This window comes from bacterium (assembly GCA_019637795.1).
In the GTDB taxonomy this organism is placed as follows: Bacteria; Desulfobacterota; Binatia; order HRBIN30; family CADEER01; genus JAHBUY01.
Map to the genome: position 1 here is coordinate 238785 of JAHBUY010000006.1, position 17964 is coordinate 256748.

General features: G+C 73.9%; 13 protein-coding genes. 4 read left to right on the top strand and 9 right to left on the bottom strand.

The genetic code is table 11. The annotated features are described in order from the left end of the window. Positions 1 to 103 precede the first annotated feature (103 nt). Both KF840_20925 and KF840_20930 read left to right on the top strand, forming a co-directional pair. Positions 104 to 1090 (top strand): hypothetical protein, encoded by a 987-nt coding sequence (locus tag KF840_20925; protein MBX3027370.1) that lies wholly within the window; start codon positions 104 to 106, stop codon positions 1088 to 1090. Beyond that, complete coding sequence (locus tag KF840_20930; protein MBX3027371.1) at positions 1087 to 2340, top strand: hypothetical protein; 1254 nt, start codon at positions 1087 to 1089, stop codon at positions 2338 to 2340. The genes KF840_20925 and KF840_20930 overlap by 4 nt, the downstream gene beginning before the upstream one ends. Before the next feature lie 195 nt (positions 2341 to 2535). Here KF840_20930 and KF840_20935 read toward each other — a convergent pair whose 3' ends face one another. The 7 genes from KF840_20935 to KF840_20965 all read right to left on the bottom strand — a co-directional run bounded on the left by KF840_20935 (position 2536) and on the right by KF840_20965 (position 12912). Further along, a complete protein-coding gene (locus tag KF840_20935) occupies positions 2536 to 3051 on the bottom strand; it encodes a hypothetical protein (protein ID MBX3027372.1) in 516 nt (171 codons plus the stop codon). 75 nt (positions 3052 to 3126) lie between these two features. Further along, a complete protein-coding gene (locus KF840_20940; GenBank protein MBX3027373.1) occupies positions 3127 to 5643 on the bottom strand; it encodes a hypothetical protein in 2517 nt (838 codons plus the stop codon). Between the two features lie 26 nt (positions 5644 to 5669). Then, complete coding sequence (locus KF840_20945) at positions 5670 to 9293, bottom strand: DEAD/DEAH box helicase (GenBank protein MBX3027374.1); 3624 nt, start codon at positions 9291 to 9293, stop codon at positions 5670 to 5672. 75 nt (positions 9294 to 9368) lie between these two features. Next, positions 9369 to 10217 carry an SDR family oxidoreductase gene (locus tag KF840_20950; GenBank protein MBX3027375.1) on the bottom strand — a complete coding sequence of 283 codons (849 nt, stop codon included), beginning with the start codon at positions 10215 to 10217 and terminating at the stop codon, positions 9369 to 9371. Positions 10218 to 10298: 81 nt separating this feature from the next. Beyond that, positions 10299 to 11225, bottom strand: a complete 927-nt coding sequence (locus KF840_20955) for an alpha/beta hydrolase (protein MBX3027376.1) — start codon at positions 11223 to 11225, stop codon at positions 10299 to 10301. 58 nt (positions 11226 to 11283) lie between these two features. After that, positions 11284 to 12216, bottom strand: a complete 933-nt coding sequence (locus tag KF840_20960; GenBank protein MBX3027377.1) for a DMT family transporter — start codon at positions 12214 to 12216, stop codon at positions 11284 to 11286. Positions 12217 to 12477: 261 nt separating this feature from the next. Beyond that, a complete protein-coding gene (locus KF840_20965) occupies positions 12478 to 12912 on the bottom strand; it encodes a nuclear transport factor 2 family protein (GenBank protein ID MBX3027378.1) in 435 nt (144 codons plus the stop codon). A 90-nt stretch (positions 12913 to 13002) separates the two neighbouring features. Between KF840_20965 and KF840_20970 the strand changes: the two genes are divergently transcribed. Both KF840_20970 and KF840_20975 read left to right on the top strand, forming a co-directional pair. After that, positions 13003 to 14517 (top strand): wax ester/triacylglycerol synthase family O-acyltransferase, encoded by a 1515-nt coding sequence (locus tag KF840_20970; protein ID MBX3027379.1) that lies wholly within the window; start codon positions 13003 to 13005, stop codon positions 14515 to 14517. A 61-nt stretch (positions 14518 to 14578) separates the two neighbouring features. Continuing rightward, positions 14579 to 15625, top strand: coding sequence for a TauD/TfdA family dioxygenase (locus KF840_20975; protein MBX3027380.1), 1047 nt, complete (start codon positions 14579 to 14581; stop codon positions 15623 to 15625). 120 nt (positions 15626 to 15745) lie between these two features. Here the strand turns inward: KF840_20975 and KF840_20980 are convergent, their stop codons facing one another. Together KF840_20980 and KF840_20985 are read right to left on the bottom strand one after the other, a co-directional pair. Beyond that, on the bottom strand, positions 15746 to 16897 hold the full coding sequence (locus KF840_20980) for an epoxide hydrolase (GenBank protein MBX3027381.1): 1152 nt from the start codon (positions 16895 to 16897) through the stop codon (positions 15746 to 15748). Positions 16898 to 16938: 41 nt separating this feature from the next. Beyond that, positions 16939 to 17832, bottom strand: coding sequence for a DMT family transporter (locus KF840_20985; GenBank protein MBX3027382.1), 894 nt, complete (start codon positions 17830 to 17832; stop codon positions 16939 to 16941). Positions 17833 to 17964: the final 132 nt, after the last annotated feature.

A 17964-nucleotide genomic window follows, 5' to 3' on the forward strand; every position in this document is an offset into this window, starting at 1 on the left:
CCGGCGCAGCGCCGCGTCGCCGCCGTCTCGGCGGACGGCGCTCGCGGCGGCCGGCTTGCCTCAACGGACGCGGCGGGCCATACAGGCCGAGGATCCCCTCACCGTGCGCGCATCGTTCTCCCTCCTCGCGTATTGCGTCGTCGGCCTGGCGGCGGTGGCGAGCGCGCAGACGAGCGGCGAACGCGGCGCCTCGCTGCTCATCTTCCCCAAGGTGGTGGCGAACGGCAGCGGCGACACGGTGCTGCAGGTCGCCAATCTCCTGGAGTCGCGCGTCAACGTGTTCTGCGTCTACGTCGACGGCAGGACCTGGGACGCCACCAGCTTCCGGCTGTCCCTGGTCGCCGAGCAGCCGCTGCACTGGGTCGCGGCGCGCGGCCGCGCCACCAGCGGCGACGATCCGAACGACGTGCCGCCGGCCCCGGCCGATTTCGACGGCGAGCTGATCTGCGTCGAGGTGGACGGCACCGGCGCGCCGACCGCCGGCAACCGCCTGGTCGGCCGCGCCACCGTCACCACCCTGGCCGACGGCGACGCCTTCGCCTACGCGGCGGTCGGCGTGCCCAGCTCGGGATTCAACGACGGCGACGACACCCTCTGCCTGGGCGGCGAGACCTCCGACCTCTGCCTGTTCGGTTCCGAGTACAACGCCTGCCCCGCCGGCTGGTGGCTGGCCCACCCCAGCGACGGCGCCCCCGACGAGCAGCTCGGCGCCGGGGCGACGCAGACGACGCGATTCGTCATCGTCCCCTGCACGCAGAACGTCCGCGACGGCGAACCCGGCAGCGTCACGGTGTCGCTGTTCGTGACCAACGAGTTCGAACAGCGCTTCACCGCCGCGACCAACGTCGCCTGCTGGGCCGACCTCGCCGCCGGCGACGTCAGCGCGATCTTCCGCGCCGACATGCTGGGCAGCCCCGCCGCGGCGACCTTCCTGCGGCCGCGCGTCGGATCGGGTGGCTTCATCCTCCTCGCCGAACGCGAGCGCCGCGGCGCCGGCGGTGCCGTCGTCGCCCGCGACGCCCTGGTGCCGCAGCAGGACGGCGCCAGCGATCTCGCCGACGCCATTACCCTGCCGATGGTGCGACCGTGAGCCGCCGCGGCGGACGCAGGCCCGGGTGGCGGCGCCTCGCCACCACGGCACTGGCCAGCGCGACCCTGCTCGCCGCCGCTGCGACGGCCCGCGCCGCCGTGTCGAGCGGCGCGCCGGCGTCGCTGCTGGTCTTCCCGCTGGTCACCGTCGATGCCGCGTCCGCCGTCGACACCGAGATCCGGCTCACCAACCTCGGCGACGTGCCGCAGGCGGTGCGCTGCGTCTACCTCGACGCCAGCCTGGTCGCCGGCAGCGGCCGCGACTTCCGCATCCTCCTCACCGCCGGACAACCGGTCTCCTGGCTGGCCAGCACCGGCCGCCCCGTCGCCCTCGGCGGCGGCACCGTGCCGGCGGTCCCGAAGATCCCGTTCAGCGGCACCCTGCGCTGCGTCGCCGCCGAGGGCGACGGCACCCCGACCGCCAGCGACGTGCTGACCGGCAGCGCCGCGATCCTGCGCGGCGCGCCGGCGCCCGACAGCGCCGCCTACACCGCCACCGGCTTCGCCGCCACCGGCACCAGCGCCGACGAGCCCGACGTGCTGGTGCTCGGCGGCCCGCAGAGCGAGTACGACGCCTGTCCGGCGGAGTTGGCGCTGCAGCCGTTCCTCGATGGCGCGACGATCGCCCTCGGCAGCGACGGCGCCGTCACCCGCACCACCGCGACGACCCTGGCTCTGGCCACCTGCAGCTCCGACCCGAACGCCGGCGCCGCCGCGACGGTCGACATCCGCCTGGTCAACGAGCTCGGGCAGACGTTCACCATGAGCCGCGCCCTGCGCGAGCTGCTGGTGTCACCGCTGTCGCAACTCGACACCACCTCGCCCGGGCGCTCGATCTTCAACAGCGCCGTCGCCGGCAGCACCACCGGCAACGTCCGCATCACCCCGAAGGGCACCGGCAGCGCCGTGCTGGCGGTGGCGCTCACCGCGCTCAGCGGCGGCGGCACGACGCACCGCGCCGCCGCGCAACCGCAACTCCTCGGCGCCCGCGGCGCCCCCGGCGATCTCGTCGACCTCGCCGTCCCCACCCCGATACCGACGATCACCCCGCCGCCCGCCTGCCCCGGCGACTGTGACGGCAACCGCACCGTGGCGATCAACGAGCTCATCGTCGGCGTCAACATCGCCCTCGGCAGCGCCAGCATCGACGCCTGCCGCGCCTTCGACAGCAACGGCGACGGCGCCGTCGCGATCAACGAGCTGATCACCGGGGTGAACGCCGCGCTCGGCGGCTGCCCCGCCGCGGGCTGATCCCGACCGTCTCCCCCGGGCGATCCGGCGCTGCGGGGTCGCCGAGCCCCCCGACCGTGAGGTGCGGCTGACCGCCGGACCCGTCTCGCCCGAACGATCCAGCGCCGCGGGGACGGCGCGGACGGAGCACAGCGTCTCGCCCGCGACCTCAGCCGTTGGCCGACGTGTGGGGCGATGCCCCTGCCCGCCTCCCGCTCAGCGCCGGATGTAGATCACCAGCCCGACCAGGGCGGCCAGCAACACCGGCACGACCACCAGCGCCACCCGTTCGAGATAGGCGAAGCCGAGCACGGTGCCGCCGAGGACGAGGCCGAGCACGGAGAGCCGCCAGTCGGTGTAGACACCGGCGAGGAAGGCGGCGAGCGCCAGCACCACCAACACCGCGCTGCCGGCGGCTTCGTTGGTCATGCGGCCGAAGTGCTGCAGGAGGTAGATCAGCAGCACCGCGCCGACGACACCGAGCCAGTGCACGATCTGCGTCGGCACGATGGCGGCGACCGGATCGCCGCGGCGCTGGGCGCGCGACCACGCCGCCCAGATGCTGACGATGCCGAACACCGGCGTCATCCACAGCCAGACACGGAACGCGGTCTGCGCGCTGCCGTAGTCGTTGACCACCACGCCGGCGCCCGACAGCAGCACGAGCAGCACCAGCACGATCTCCTCGACGTGGCCGCGGCCGGGGACAGAGGCCTCTTGGGCATCGCTCATGCGGGCGTGAGTAGCAGAAGCGGACACGGACTGCACCACGAACGGACGCGAGGGGGTCGCGGCGCCGCTCCGCGCTCAGCGCACCAGCTCCTCGGCCGACATGCCGACCGGCGCCAACGCGCCCTGCGCCAGCGGATCGATGATCAGCGGCACGCCGTCGAGTGCCGAGGTGAAGAACGTCGCCCGCTGCAGGAACGACTCGGCGGCGCTCTGGGCGCAGTAGTGGCCCTCGCCGCCGATGGCCGGCGACAGCACGGCGCAGCCCGGAGTCGGATCGATGCCGGCGACGCCGGTGGGCACGTACTGGTAGAAGGCGCCGCTGCGATCCGCCGCCAGGTTGCCCTGCAGCGGGCCGCTGACGACCTCGAGGAAGGGCACCGCGCGCTGCACCGGCGCCAGGTGCGGCAGCGGGCCGAGCGACCACGCCAGCGAGTCCGTGGCGTGGTTCGGCACCAGCGTGTCGTCGAGCCCCTCGACCAGCAGCACGCTGGCGCGCTGCGGCGGATCGCCCGGCAGCGCCACCGGCGTGCGGGCGAGGAACGGGGCGTGGTTGTGCGCGTCCTGTGGGTCGTAGAGGTGCTGGAACAGCGACACCCCCATCCAGATGTCGGCCGGCGTCATGTTGGGGAAGATGCCGCCGAGCACGGTGAGGAAGAGATCGTCGGCCTGGTGCAGCAGCACCTCGGAGAGGCGCGCCCCGCCGGCGACCAGCGCCGCCGCCCTGATCTCCGGGGCGTAGGGCAGGATCCCCGGCCCGTTGTTGGCGCCCTCGCTGATGCCGAGGTACATGCGCGGCCGCTCGGGCGCGAGGTCGGGGACGCCGTCCGGCGCGCCGAGCGGCAGCACGTCGAGACCGCCGAGGCCGTCGATGAAGCGCAGGAAGGCGATCTGCTCGGCGCGCGTCTCGGCCCAGAAGTCCGGCACCCGGCCGCGCTCGAGGATCGACTGCAGCACCGGCGCCACCTGGGCGAGGATCGCCTGCTGCTGGTCGGTGACGCCGGCGCTGAGCTCGCGGTTGAGGATGTCGGTGAAGCCGATCACCGCGAACCCCTGCGCCGCCAGCGAGCGCCGCGCCGCGCTCGGCACCTCGGCCTCGGAGCTGCCGGGATTGCCGTGCTGGTACATGACGATCGGCACCGGCCCCCGCAGGGCCGCGGTCGGCAGGGCGAGGGTGAACGGCACGGCGCGCGTCCGCGTTTGCCGCGGCCGCCCGGCCTCGTCGCGCGCGAAGTTGAGGCCGTCGCGCCAGTCCGGCGCCTGCCAGGTGCCGCTGACGATCGCCGCCACATCGCCCGAGGACCCAGGGACGACGCTGGTAATCGTGTAGGCCGGCGGCTCGACCGCCGCCATCTGCTCCTTCACCGCCACCTGGTCGTCGGCGATGTGGGCCGTGTCGCCGATGGTCGCGCGCAACACCAGCGCCGCGTCCGCGCGCTCGATCGGCGGCCCGTGCGCCGCGGTGGCGGCGAGCACCTGGTCGGCGACGGCGCGCAGGCGGGCGCACTCCGCGCTCTCGATCGGCGGCTCGGCGAGGCAGCTCGCCATCGCCTCCGACATCGCGAACGGGCGCGACGGATCGGCGAGCACGCGCCGCGTCAGCACCAGCCCGTACTGGTGGTGCGCGGTGAGTGGAATCGACGGAAACAGCAGCAGCGTGTGCGACACCACGCCCGTGACGCTGGTGTCGTCGCGCGGCTCGACGCGGAACGGAATGCGCTCGCCATGGGTGTCGGCGCCCGGCGTCACGTCGATCAGGCGCATCGTCGCCAGCGGATCCAGCGACGCCGCCGGCGTCAGCGGCACCGTCGCCGGATCGACCGCGTCCGACAGCTCGATCACCCAGTACGCCAGCGGGCTGAAGCCGGTCAGGCGTGCCCCGTCGCCGAGCAGCAGGCCGCCGAAGATCCGCCGCACGTCGTCGGGCCCGTCCGGCACCGGGATCGCGAGATGCCCGCCGTCATCGTCGGCAACGTAGAACGCGTCGTCGGGCAGCGGCGCCAGATGGCGGCGGTCGGAACGATCGTAGTGGATCGTCGGCAGCGACTCCGATCGGGGCGCGGCACGGAAGTCGATGCGAGTCCCGGGCAGGATCAGCGCGCACTCCTCGCCCGACGGCAATGGCAGCTCGCCGCCGATCGGGTCGAAGACCACCACCGTCGGCGACAGCGCCGTGGTCCGCACCGGGGCGCGGCGGTCGAGTTGCCGGTTGCCGCACTGGACCCACGCCAGGTCGCTGAAGTCGGCTGGGTCGACCGGGGCGGCGAATTCGACCCGCACCCACGCGGTTCGCGGCACGTCCACCGCACCAGGCGCGGGATCGCTGGCGACGATCGCCGGCAGCGCCGGCGCCGGACAGCCTTCGAGGGCGTTGCGCACGGCGCGGATGAGATCGGCGACGCACACCGGCCCGACCTCGCACGCCGGGAACGCCGGACACGCCGCCAGCGGCGCCACGCCGAGCGCGACGTTCACCCCCAGCACCAGCTCGTCGATGGTGACCGCTCCGCCGCCGCCCCCGCAGTCGCCGGTGCAGCGCCCCTGCGCGGCCGGCGCCAGCAGGAGCAGCGACAGAACCACCAGCAGCGATCGCATCGTCCCCCCTCCGTGCCCGACGGTGCTCACACCGCCGTGACGTCCGCCAGCAGATACTCGAGATCGTCCCGCGTCAGCGCCCGCGAGAAGCCGCCCTCGCCCAGCACGTCCCGCACCAGGGACGCCTTGCGCTGCTGCAGCTCCCAGATGCGCTCCTCGATCGTGCCCAGGGCGAGCATGCGGTAGGCGATCACCGTGCGGTCCTGGCCGATGCGGTGCGTGCGGTCGATCGCCTGCGCCTCGACGGCCGGGTTCCACCACGGGTCGAAGAGCACCACGTACGACGCGGCGGTGAGGTTGAGACCGGTGCCGCCGGCCTTGAGCGAGATCAGGAAGACGCACGGCTCGGGATCGTCCTGGAACCCGGTGACGACCTGCTCCCGCTTCGTCGTCGCCCCGGTCAGGGTGTGGAAACGCACGCCGCGCGCCTTGAGCGCCGCCTGCAGCAGCTTCAGGCACTGCACGAACTGCGAGAACACCAGCACCTTGTGGCCCTCGGCGAGCAGCGGCTCGAGCATCTCGAACAGGGCGTCGAACTTGCCCGAGCCGAGATCGGCGCGGCCGCCGGCGAGCGCCGGGTGGCAGCAGATCTGGCGCAGGCGGGTGAGCGCGGCGAGGACGTGCAGCTTGTCCTTGGCGAAGCGGTCCGCGGTGTCGAGCTGGGCGAGCAGCGAGCGGCTGCGCTTCAGCTCGGCGAGGTAGAGCTGGCGCTGCTCGCTGGTGAGCTCGCAGTCGCGCCGTTCCTCGATGCGCGGCGGCAGCTCCGGCGCCACCGCCCCCTTGCTGCGGCGCAGCAGCACCGGCCGCAGCTTGGCAGCGAGCAGCGCCCGCACGTGCGGCGGCGCGTCCGGCCGGTCGATGCGGCGCACGAAGGCGGCGCGCCCGCCGAGGTAGCCGGGGTTGCAGAACTGCATGATGCTCCACAGATCGAGGGCGCGGTTCTCGAGCGGCGTGCCGGTGAGCGCCAGGCGATGGCGGGCATCGAGCGCCTGCGCGGCCCGCGCCACGGCGGCGTCCGGGTTCTTGATGAACTGCGCCTCGTCGAGCACCGCGGCGCGCAGCGGCACGCCGGTCCAGTCGTCGAGGTCGCGGCGCAGCAGGGCATAGGTGGTGATCACCAGGTCGTGGGCCGGGATCTCCTCGCGCAGGGCGTGCCGCTCCTTGCCGCTGGTCAGCAGCAGCACCCGCAGGTCGGGCGCGAAGCGGGCCGTCTCGCGGGCCCAGTTGTGCACCACCGACGCCGGACACACGACCAGCGCCGGACCGCCCTGCGGGTCCTGCTCGCGCAGGTGCAGCAGCCAGGCCAGCGCCTGCACGGTCTTGCCGAGGCCCATGTCGTCGGCGAGCACCGCCCCGAGGCCGAGGCGCGCGGTGTGGGCGAGGAAATCCAGGCCGTGGCGCTGGTACGGTCGCAGGGTCGCCGTCAGGCCGGCCGGGAGCGGCACCGACGTGATGCCGCTGAAGGCGGCGACCCGCTGTCGCAGGTCCTCGACCGCGGCCAGCGTCTCGGCATCGATGCCGAGGGTGGCGAGGTGCGCCAGGCCCTCCTCGGAGGCGCCGGCGAGCTGCCAGACGCTGACCCGCTGCTCGCCCGCGTCGAGGCTGATGCCGAGATCGGCGAGCAGCCCGGCGGCGTCGTCGTGCTCCTCGATCAGGTCGCGCCGCACCCAGCCCGCGTCGAGCTTCACGAACGGACCGCTGGCGGCGCGCAGGACGGCGAGATCGGCCTCGTCGAGGCGCAGGCCCTCCGCCTCCCAGTCCGCCGAGACGGTCAGCCAGTCGACGCCGCTGGCGCGCACGCGCAGCCGCGGCGCGCCGATGCGGCTGCCGCCGAGCAGCCGGCGCACGGCGCTGGTGCCGAAGAACGAGACGCCCGGTGGCCGCTGCTCCCAGGCCTCGGCGAGCGCTTCGAGGGTGCGCCGCGCGACCCGCATCCACCAGCCGAGGGCGTTCGCATCGGGCGCGCCGGCGCGCGCCGCACTGGTCAGCGGCAGCCCGCGCACCCAGATGGCGAGCGGCGACACGGTCGCCGGATCGGGCAGCTCGATCCACGCCTCGTCGCCGCGCGCCGGCGCGGTCTCGGCCGCCGCGTCGGGCAGCGGCGGCGGCGGCGCGCCGCCGCCCAGGTCGGCGAACGCGGTGGCCGGGCGGGCATTGCGACCGGCGCGCACCCAGCCGCGTTCCGGCGAGAGCTCGAAGACGACGGCGTCGTCGGCCAGCGGCGCCCCCGGATTCCACGGCACGCGGCCGCTGCGCGCGAAGACGCGGAGCTGCAGCCAGTCGTCGCCACGCAGGTCGAGGGCCACCGACGGCGCCACGACGTGCACGCGGGTGTGGGCGGCGAGCGTGTCGCGCAGGTGCGGGAACGCCTCGGCGAGGGTGCGCATCAGCGGCGCCCGCTCCTGGCGCGGCACCGGCAGCGGCCCCTCGCGTTCGAAGCGGCTGCGCAGCGCCGGCGGCGGCTCGTCGGCGACCGCGAAGGCCTCGCCGTCGCGCAGCACCATCGCGCCGCGGCCGGCGCCCGGCTCGGCGGCCACGTAGAGCACGTCGCCGAGCGCGCGCTCGCTGCCGTCCTCCCAGCGCGCGCGCAGATCGAGCGCCAGCTCCTCGCCGGCGCCGACGTTGGCGGGCACGACGCGGACGTCGGCGCGGCCGACCCGCACCGGCGCGCCCGGGCTGACGCCGGCGCGCGCCGCCAGCGCCGGATCGAGCGCGTCGCCCCATTGACCGACGCCGGCGGCGGCGACCCGCTCGAGCAGCGCCACCGGTCGCCCGACCTGCAGGCGGGTGCCGTTCCACTCCGCGGCGCTCGGCTGCGCCTGGTCGGCGAGCCAGCTCAGCAGGCTCGCCTGCTCGGGCGGGAAGAGCCCGGGATCGCGCAGGCTCTCGGTGCGCAGGCCGTGCAACTGGGCGACGGTGCGCGGCGCGTCGTGCACCCGCGGCGTGGTCAGACGGACCTCGAAGCCGATCGCCGGCGCGCCGTCGGCGCCGGCCAGCAGGCTGAGCACGACGCGCAGCCGGCGCGGCGGATGGGCGCCGCGCTGGCGCGCCCATTCGAGCAGGGCCGCGGCGGTGGCGGCGCGCTCGCGGTCGCGGAAGCGATGCGCGACGTCGCCGCGCTCGAGGTACGGCCGCAGCGGCGCCGGTACCCAGCCGTCGGCCTCGGCGGCGATGGCCGCCGCGAGCCGCCAGCAGCGGGTGTCGGCGTCGGGTTCGCGCAGCAGGTCCTCGAGTGGCGGCCCGTAGGGGGTCAGGCTCGCCGCCGGCGCCTCGATCAGCAGCTCGTCGAGCGCCGCCTGACGCTCCCAGAGGGCGCGGGCGTCGCGCAGTCGGGTCAGCGGATCGGCGGGCGCGGCCGCGGGCGCGCCGCCGCCCAGCACGGCGCTGGCGACCGCGTAGGCGTGCTTGCAGCCGGCGCCGTACGGGCAGGTGCACTCGTGCGCCCAACCGCGCCCGTTCCACCACCAGAGGACCCGGTAGTCGCTGGAGCCGTGGACGGTGGCCTCGACGCGGTCGGGCTCGCCGCGCAGCGCCGACACGCGGCCGTCCTCCACGTAGCCCTCGCCGCGTTGCACGACCGCGGGCGTGAACGTCTCGAGCTCGGCGCGCAGCGCGCCGAGGCGGTCACCTGACAGGGGAAAGGCGGACAAGCACCGGCCACAATCCCACACCCGGTCGGTTCTCTCAACGGGTCGTTTCGCCGGGCAGCGAACGGCGACCGCCGCTCACCCGGCCGGCGGGCGGCGCGCCGTCATCGCCTCGCTCACCGCCCAGAGGCGGCCGGCGGCCTCGGCATCGCGGGCGGCGCGCGACGGCGCCTTCTCGCGGCAGTTGGCGAAGTAGCGGCCGCTGACGGCGGCGAGCTGCGGCGCGGTGGCGAGGTGCACGGAGGTGGCCGCGCCGTCGTCCGGGGCGCGGAAGAACGGGCGCAGCAGGCGGATCAGGCCGCGCGCCCAGCCGCCGTTGTTGGTGCCGAGGCCGGTGGCCACCGCCCCCGGATGCAGGCTGTTGGCGGTCACCCCGCTGCCCGCGAGGCGCCGCGCCAGCTCGCTGGTGAAGAGGATGTTCGCCAGCTTCGACTGGCCGTACACCCGCATCACCCGGTAGCGGCGGGTGTTCTGCAGGTCATCGAAGTCGAGCGGCGCGAACCGGTGCGCCTCCGAGGCGACGTTGACGACCCGCGCCGGCGCGCTGGCGCGCAGCCGTTCGAGCAGCAGCGTGGTGAGGAGGAAGGCGGCGAGATGGTTGACGGCGAAGGTGGTCTCGATGCCGTCGGGGGTGACGCTGCGCCGCACGTTGACCACGCCGGCGTTGTTGATCAACACGTGCAGCGGTCGGTCGCTGGCGAGAAACGCGGCGGCGGCCCGCCGCACCTCGGCCTGGCGGGCGAGGTCGGCGAGCAGCAGATCCACCCGCGGCGCGCCCGCGGCGCGCGCCTCCGCCGCCGCCGCCTCTCCCTTCGCCGGGTCGCGGCAGAGCAGGACCAGCTCGGCCCCCATGCGCGCCAGCGCCAACGCCGTCGCCCGGCCGATCCCCGACGACGCGCCGGTGATCAGACAGACGCGGCCGTGCATCGACGTGGCCGGGTGCGCGCGCCTGCCGCTCTCCCGCTCTCGACCTGGCGACGGATCTCCCACGCGACGCCGTTGACGGCTTCAGCGGCGTTCCGCCACCGCGCCCGCCGTTGCGATCTCGGCCGCCTCCGGCACGGGCCGACCGGTGAGGAAGGCGTCGAGCATGGCGTTGACGGTCTCCGGAGCTTCCTGCTGCACCCAGTGCGACACCCGCGGCAGGTAGCGGAGGGTGAGATCGCGGACGTACGCCTCGGTGCCGTGGGTCGTCTCCTTGGCGAGGGCGACGTCCTCCTCGCCCCAGATGAGCAGGGTCGGGATGTCGATCTGCGGATAGCCGCGCGCCCGCTGGCGGGCGCCGCCGCCGCCGCGGCCGTAGGCGCGGTAGTAGTTGAGCATGGCGGTGAGCGCTCCCGGACCGGCGGCGCTGTCGCGATAGCGCTGCAGCACCTCGTCCGGAAAGCGCGATTTGTCCACGGCGGAGGCGCGGAAGGCCTCGCCGATGGCGCGGTAGTTGCGCGCCCGCAGCAGCGCCTCCGGCAGGTACGGCAACTGGAAGAGCAGCGCGTACCAGGAGCGGCGGAGCTGCCGCCACGTCCGCAGCTCGCGCTCGAAGCAGGCGGGATGCGGCAGGTTCATCACCACCAGGCGCGACAGCGGGCGCGGCCGCCGCATGGCGAAGGCCCAGGCGATCAGCCCGCCCCAGTCGTGGGCGATCAGCACCGTCTCGCGGGCCGGCGCGGCGTCGATGAGCGCGGCGACGTCCTCCACCAGCGTCTCGATGGCATAGTCCTCCATCCGCGCCGGCCGCTCGCTCCTGCCGTAGCCGCGCAGATCGGGCGCCCAGGCGCGGTAGCCGAGCCGCGCCAGCAGCGGCATCTGGAAGCGCCAGGAGTACCAGAGCTCCGGAAAGCCGTGCAGGAAGAGGGCCAGCTTGTCGCCGCCGCCGCACTCGGCGACGTGAAAACGGATGCCGTTCGCCTCGACGAAGCGATGGTCGATGCCGCGCACGCGATTTGCCACGGGAGGCAGAGGATCACAGCGGCACGCGCTGTCTCAAGCCCCCGGCTCAGCGCTCCGCGTCGAGCAGCAGCGGGCCGCGCACCGCCGAGGGACGGCGGACGTCGCGAGCGCGCGTCGTCACGGCGACGCCGAGCAGCACCAGGGCGCCGCCCAGCACCTGCGACGGCAGCAGCGGCTCGCCGAGCAGCAGGGCCGAGAGCAGCGCGGTCAGCACCGGCACCAGATAGACGAAGACCACGGTGCGCCCGACGCCGACGCTGTGGACGCCGAAGAGAAAGAGCTGGCCGGCGAGCACCGAGGCGAAGACGACGAGGAACGCCAGCGCCGCGATGGTGGGCGCCGAGGCGGCGGCGAGCTGCGCGAAGGGCGCGGTCGGCAGCGCCAGCGACAGCGTCACCAGGCTGCCGACGCCGTAGGTGACGGCGTTGGTCATCGCATGCGGCAGGTGCGCCACCGCGCCGCGCGACGCCAGGTTGAAGATCGCCCACAGGCAGGCGGCGGCGAGCGCCAGCAGATCGCCGCCGCGGGCCGCCGCCAGGCCGGCCAGGATCGCGAGGTCGCCGTGGGTGATCACCACCGTGGCCCCGGCGAGGGCGAGGAGGATGCCGGCGACCCGCCCGGCGGTGAGCGCCTCGCCGACCAGGGGTGCCAGGAGGACGGTGAGCGCCGGGTTCAGCGCCACCAGCAGCGCCGCGTTGGTCGCGCTGGTGCGCTGCAGCGCCGCCATGAACGCCCATTGGTACAGCACCCCGCCACAGACCGCCATCACCGCCAGCGACGGCAGCGCGGCGCGCAGATTGGCGGCGCGCCGCATGCGCCAGGCGAACGGCAGCAGCACCAGCGTCGCCGCCAGGTGCCGCAGCCCGGCCGCCGCCAGCGGCGTCAGCTCGGCGGTCACCAGCTTGCCGGCGATGAAGGCGCCGGCCCACAGCAGACTGGTGAACGACAACCCGAGGTAGGCGCGAGCGGCGCGGCTCATGCGGCAGGGCTAGCCTTCATGTGACGAAGAGATTTCACCACGGAGGCACGGAGACACGGAGTAACCTGGACACGAGGTGGTTCGGGGCGAGATCCCCAACGCCATCAGGAATCGCCTTAGGGATTGCACCCACCCGCCATTCCGACGCTGCCTCCTCCGTGTCTCCGTGCCTCCGTGGTGAAGGTGTCTTGTGTATCGAGGCTAGCACCGCGGGGCGCCGACTGGCGATGGCATGAGACGCCCATGGAAACGAGTCGACGCTCAGCCGGTCCGCAGGTGGCGGCCGAGATCGCCGACGAGATCCATGAAGATCAGGCGATCGGCGAAGCGCCACGCGCCGTCGGCGTGGCGCGCGAAGCGGTCGTGGTAGCGGCCGGCGACGATCGGCTGCAGCGCCGCCCCCGGCGCCGCCTGGAGGACGGTGAAGCGCGAACGCGCCGTCGCCGCGTCGCCCGCCAGCTCGATCACCAGGTTGGTGGTGACGTGCTGGGTGCGCGGCACGCCGTCGTAGAGGATGACCACCCGCTCCAGGACCGCGCGCACGGCCGCGGCGCCGCGGTACGCGCCGCCCTGGGCGCTGCGATAGGTGGCGTCGGCGAAATAGCCGGCCACCCCCGCCAGGTCGCCGGCGTCGAGGCGCTCGGCGTAGCCCATGATCAGCGCCGTGATCGCCGCCCGGTCGGCCTCGTCGCTCATCGCCCCCCTCCGACAGCGCGCGCTTGGCAGGGCGCGTCCGACCCACTACTAGACGGTTCCGACGCCGCAGCGCTCGCGCAGGAGTCCGCCATGCCCCGCTACGCATACGACCAACTGACCTTCCTCGACAACTCCTTCCTCATCATGGAAGCGCCGAACGCGCCGATGCACATCGCCGGCACGGCCACCTTCGAGGCCGGAACGCTGGTCGGACCCGACGGCGGTCTCGACATCGACGCCATCCGCGCCTACGTCGCCTCGCGCCTGCACCTCATCCCGCGCTACCGGCAGCGCCTCGCCACCCTGCCCCTGCAGCAGCGGCCGATCTGGGTCGACGACCCGCACTTCAACATCCACTACCACGTGCGCCACACCGCCCTGCCGCGCCCCGGCGACGAGCGCCAGCTCAAGCGCCTGGCGGCGCGCATCATGGCGCAGCACCTCGATCGCTCGAAGCCGCTGTGGGAGATCTGGTTCATCGAAGGGCTCGAGGGCGACCGCTTCGCGATGGTCAGCAAGATCCACCACTGCATGGTGGACGGCGTGTCGAGCGTCGACCTGCTGAACGTGCTGCTGCAGCTCGAGCCGTCGAGCGAGATCCACCAGGCGCCGGAGTGGATCCCGCGGCCGGCGCCGACGGTGATGGACCTCGCCGCCGAGACGGTCGAACAGCTCACCACCCTGCCGCGCTCGCTCGGCGACGCCGTGCGGCGCACGATCAGCGACGCCCAGGACCCGCGCTCGGACCTGCGCGCCCGCCTGCGCGCGGCGCGCGACGCCTTCGCCGACGTGCGCACGGTGTCGGCGACGCCGCTCAACCGGCCGATCGGCCCGCACCGCCGCTTCGACTGGCTGCGCATGCCGCTCGCCGAGATCAAGGCGGTCAAGAACGCGCTCGGCGGCACGCTCAACGACGTCGTGCTGGCGACGGTGAGCGGCGCCATCCGCCGCTTCCTGGAACGCCACCGGGTCGACGTCGACCATCTCGACTTCCGGGTCATGGCGCCGGTCAGCGTCCGCAGCACCGACGAGCGCGGCACCCTCGGCAACCGCGTCTCCGCCTGGATGGTGCCGCTGCCGCTCGACGAGCGCGATCCGCGCGCCGCGCTGACGCGGATCCGCGAGACCACCGAGCAGTTGAAGGAGAAGAAGGAAGCGATGGGCGCCGAGGTGCTGGCGCAGGTCGGCGAGTGGACGCCGTCGACCCTGCTCTCCCTCGCCTCGCGCATGCTCACCCGCGCCCTGCCGTTCAACCTCGTGGTCACCAACGTGCCCGGGCCGCAACTGCCGCTCTACCTGATGAGCGCCCGCATGCTCGACAACTTCGGCCTCATCCCGCTCACCGACTACCTCTGCCTCGGCATCGTGCTGTTCAGCTACGACGGCCAGCTCTGCTGGGGGTTCACCTGCGAGTGGGACCTGCTGCCCGACCTGCACGATTTCGTGCTCGACATCCGCGCCGCCTTCGCCGAGCTGCAGGACGCCGCCGCCGCGGTCGCCGCGCCGCCACGGTTGACGCGGCCGGCGCGCGCGCGTCGGCACAAACGACACGAGGCGCCACCGCGCCGCGCCGCGCATTCGCGCGCCGGACGGCGTCGGGAATGACGCTTTCCGCCGTCCTCCTGCGCCGTCGTCCCGCGCCGTCCGTCGTGGTTCGCCTGTCCCGATGATCCCGTACCGCACCACCGTGATCAGCCCCGAGGGCCTGCCGCTCTGCATCGAGCCGAGCGACGACGCCGACGTCGGCCGCCTCTGCGACTGGCTGCGCGCCCACCCCGACTGGGTGCAGGAGCAGCTCACCGCCCACGGCGCCCTGCTCTTCCGCGGCTTTCCGATCGACGACGCGCCGACCTTCGAGCGCGTCGCCCGCGCCATCGACGACCACCTGAAGAACGAATACCTCGGCACCTCGCCGCGCAACGGCCTGACCGACTACGTCTTCACCGCCAGCGAGCTGCCGCCCTTCTTCCCCATCCCCGAGCACTGCGAGATGAGCTTCGTCGCCCAGCCGCCGCAGCGGGTCTTCTTCTGCTGCCTGCTGGCGCCGCCGGCGAACAGCGGCGAGACGCCGCTGGTCGACTTCCGCGCCGTCTGGCGCGACCTCGACCCCGCGGTGCGCCAACGCTTCGAGACCGGCGGCATCCGCATCGTCCGCAACTACGCCGGCCCGGGCGGCGGCGCGACGCTCGACCTGTGGCAGCTCAAACGCTGGGACGAGATGTTCCTCACCACCGACAAGGCCGCCGTCGAGGCCAAGTGCCGGGCGGAGGGCTTCGAGGTGCAGTGGGGACCCAAGGACCGTCTGCGCCTGATCAGCACCCAGCCGGTGCACCGCGATCACCCGCGCACCGGCGAGCGCGTCTGGCACAACCACACCCAGGTCTTCCACCTCTCCGCGGCGCCGGGCGAGTACCGCCGCATCGCCGCCCTGCGGCCGACGCTGCGCCACCGCCTGCTGGCGAAGGTGGCCGAGATGATGGTCGCGCTGCAGCGCCGCCTGCGCTCGTCCGAGCAGCAGGCGATGCACTGCACCTACCTCGACGGCCGCGAGATCAGCGACGCCGACATGGAGCACGTGCGCGACGTCATCTGGCGCCACCTGGTGATCACCCCCTGGCAGCGCGGCGACGTGCTGGCGATCGACAACTGCTCCGTCGCCCACGGCCGCCTGCCCTACCGCGGCCCGCGCCAGGTCGCCGTGGCGTGGGCCTGAGCGCGCCTTCGCGCGCGAACCGCAGCCACGAAGGCATGCGGCGGCGGAGCCGCGGGAGCCCATGCGTCCCTCGCCCCGCGTCTCCGTTCCTTCGCGTGACGGGAGCGCTCCGGCGATCGCTCACGCCCGCAGGGCGCGGAAGAAGGCCCGGATGTCCTGCACCAGCAGCGCCGGCTCCTCCATGGCGGCGAAGTGGCCGCCGGCGGGCATCGGCGTCCAGTGGGTGACGTTGTAGAGCTTCTCCACCCAGCGTCGGGGCGGGCGGATCAGCTCGCGCGGAAAGATGGCGCAGCCGGTCGGCACCTCGACGCGGAAGTCGGTGGGCGGGAACTTCGCGTTGCGCATCGTCTCGCAGTACAGGCGGCAGGAGGAATTGGCGGTCTCCGGCACCCAGTAGAGCATGATGTTGGTGAGCAGTTGGTCCTTGCTGAAGCGGCGCTCGATGTCGCCGCCGCAGTCGCTCCAGGTGCGGAACTTCTCGACGATCCACGCCGCCAGCCCGGCCGGCGAGTCGTTGAGCGCGTAGGACAGGGTCTGCGGCTTGGTGCCCTGGATGCGCTGATAGCCGGTCTCCTCCTTGAGGAACTGCTGCGCCTCCATCAGCGGGATCAGCTCCTCCTGCGTCAGGCCGTCGGCCGGATTGGCGGGATCGGGGGGAAAGGCGACGACCATGTTGAGGTGCACGCCGGCGACCCGCGGCGCGTGGCGGTAGCCGAGGTAGGTGCTGACCATCGACCCCCAGTCGCCGCCCTGGGCGCCGAAGCGGGCGTAGCCGAGCCCCTGCATGAGCTCGGCCCACAGCGCCGCGATGCGCTCCGGATCCATCCCCGGCTCGCGGGGATGGTCGGAGAAGCCGTAGCCCGGCATCGACGGACAGACGACGTCGAAGGCGTCGGCCGGATCGCCGCCGTGCGCCGCCGGGTCGGCGAGCGGGCCGACGATGTCGACGAACTCGGCCACCGAGCCCGGCCAGCCGTGGGTGATGACGAGCGGAAACGGCCGCGGCCCCCGGCCGCGCACGTGGATGTAGTGGATGCCGAGACCGCCGACCTCGGCCCGGAACTGCGGCAGCGCGTTCAGCCGCGCCTCGGCGGCGCGCCAGTCGTAGCGGTCGCGCCAGTAGGCGACCAGCTCGCGCAGGTACGCGAGCTCGGTCCCATAGCCCCAGCCGGAGCCCGGGATCTCGTCCGGGAATCGCGTCCGCGCCAGGCGGTCGCGCAGATCGGCGAGCACGGAATCGTCGACGGCGATGCGAAAGGGTTCGATGCGCATGCGGCTGCATACGAAACGGCGCGCCCGCTGGCCAGGGAGGGTCAGGCGTGGCTGCCCCGGTCGGCGACGAACGCCAGGATGCCGGTCGCGGTCAGCAGCAGGCCCGCCCACTGCGCCGGGGTCGCGACCTCGCCGAGGATCAGGAAACTCGCGGCCAGCGAGAGCAGCGGGATGGACGGCACGACGATGGCGGTGGCGCGCGCCAGGTCGATGCGGGCGATGGCGACGTACCACAGCAGCGTGCCGCCGTAGCTGAGCACCAGGCCCTGCAGGATCCACAGCGGCGCCAGCGGCCACAGCGCCGCCGCTGGCGGCAGCGCCGCGGGGCCCTCGACCGCCACCCAGACGGCGGCCAGCAGCAGGCTGCCGTAGGCGTAGCGGGCGCTGGTCAGCGCCACCGCCGGACTGCCGCCCAGGGTGCGCAGGACGATCAGGTGCGAGGCCTGCCAGCACAACGGCGTCAGCAGCAGGAGCCAGACGCCGAACGAGGTCTCGATGGCGCTGGCGCCGACCGCGAGGGCGATGCCGGCGAGGATGAGCAGGGTCGCCAGCAGGCGGCGCGGCGTCGGCCGATGCCCGAGCACCAGCCAGGCGAGCAGCAGCGAGTACGCCGGCTCGATCTGCAGGCACAGGGTGGTGACGATGGCGTTGGTGCGGCTGGCGCCGACGTAGAGCAACAGGTGCGCGGCGGCGGTGCCGAGGGCGGCGATCGCCAGCAGGCGCCAGGCGCGCGGCCGCGCCACCAGCCAGCACAGCTCGCCGCGCAGCGCCAGCACCACGAGCGCGGCGAGGCCGGCGAAGACGTTGCTGCCCGCGGCCACCAGCAACGGGCTGGCGTGGCCGGTGGTCAGCTTGGCGACCGCCGGGATGAAGGCGCCGTTCAGGGCGCACAGGGCCGCGGCCAGCAGCCCCAGTCGTTCCTCGCGTTCCCGCATCGTCGGTCGGTGGGCGCGCCGCGGCGGGCCGCGCGCCCGGCATCTGGCATGGCGCCGCGGCGGCCGCAAACACGCTTGAACGGGCGGCGCGAAATGCGTAGCCGAGGAACCGGGTCGACCAACCGAAGGAGG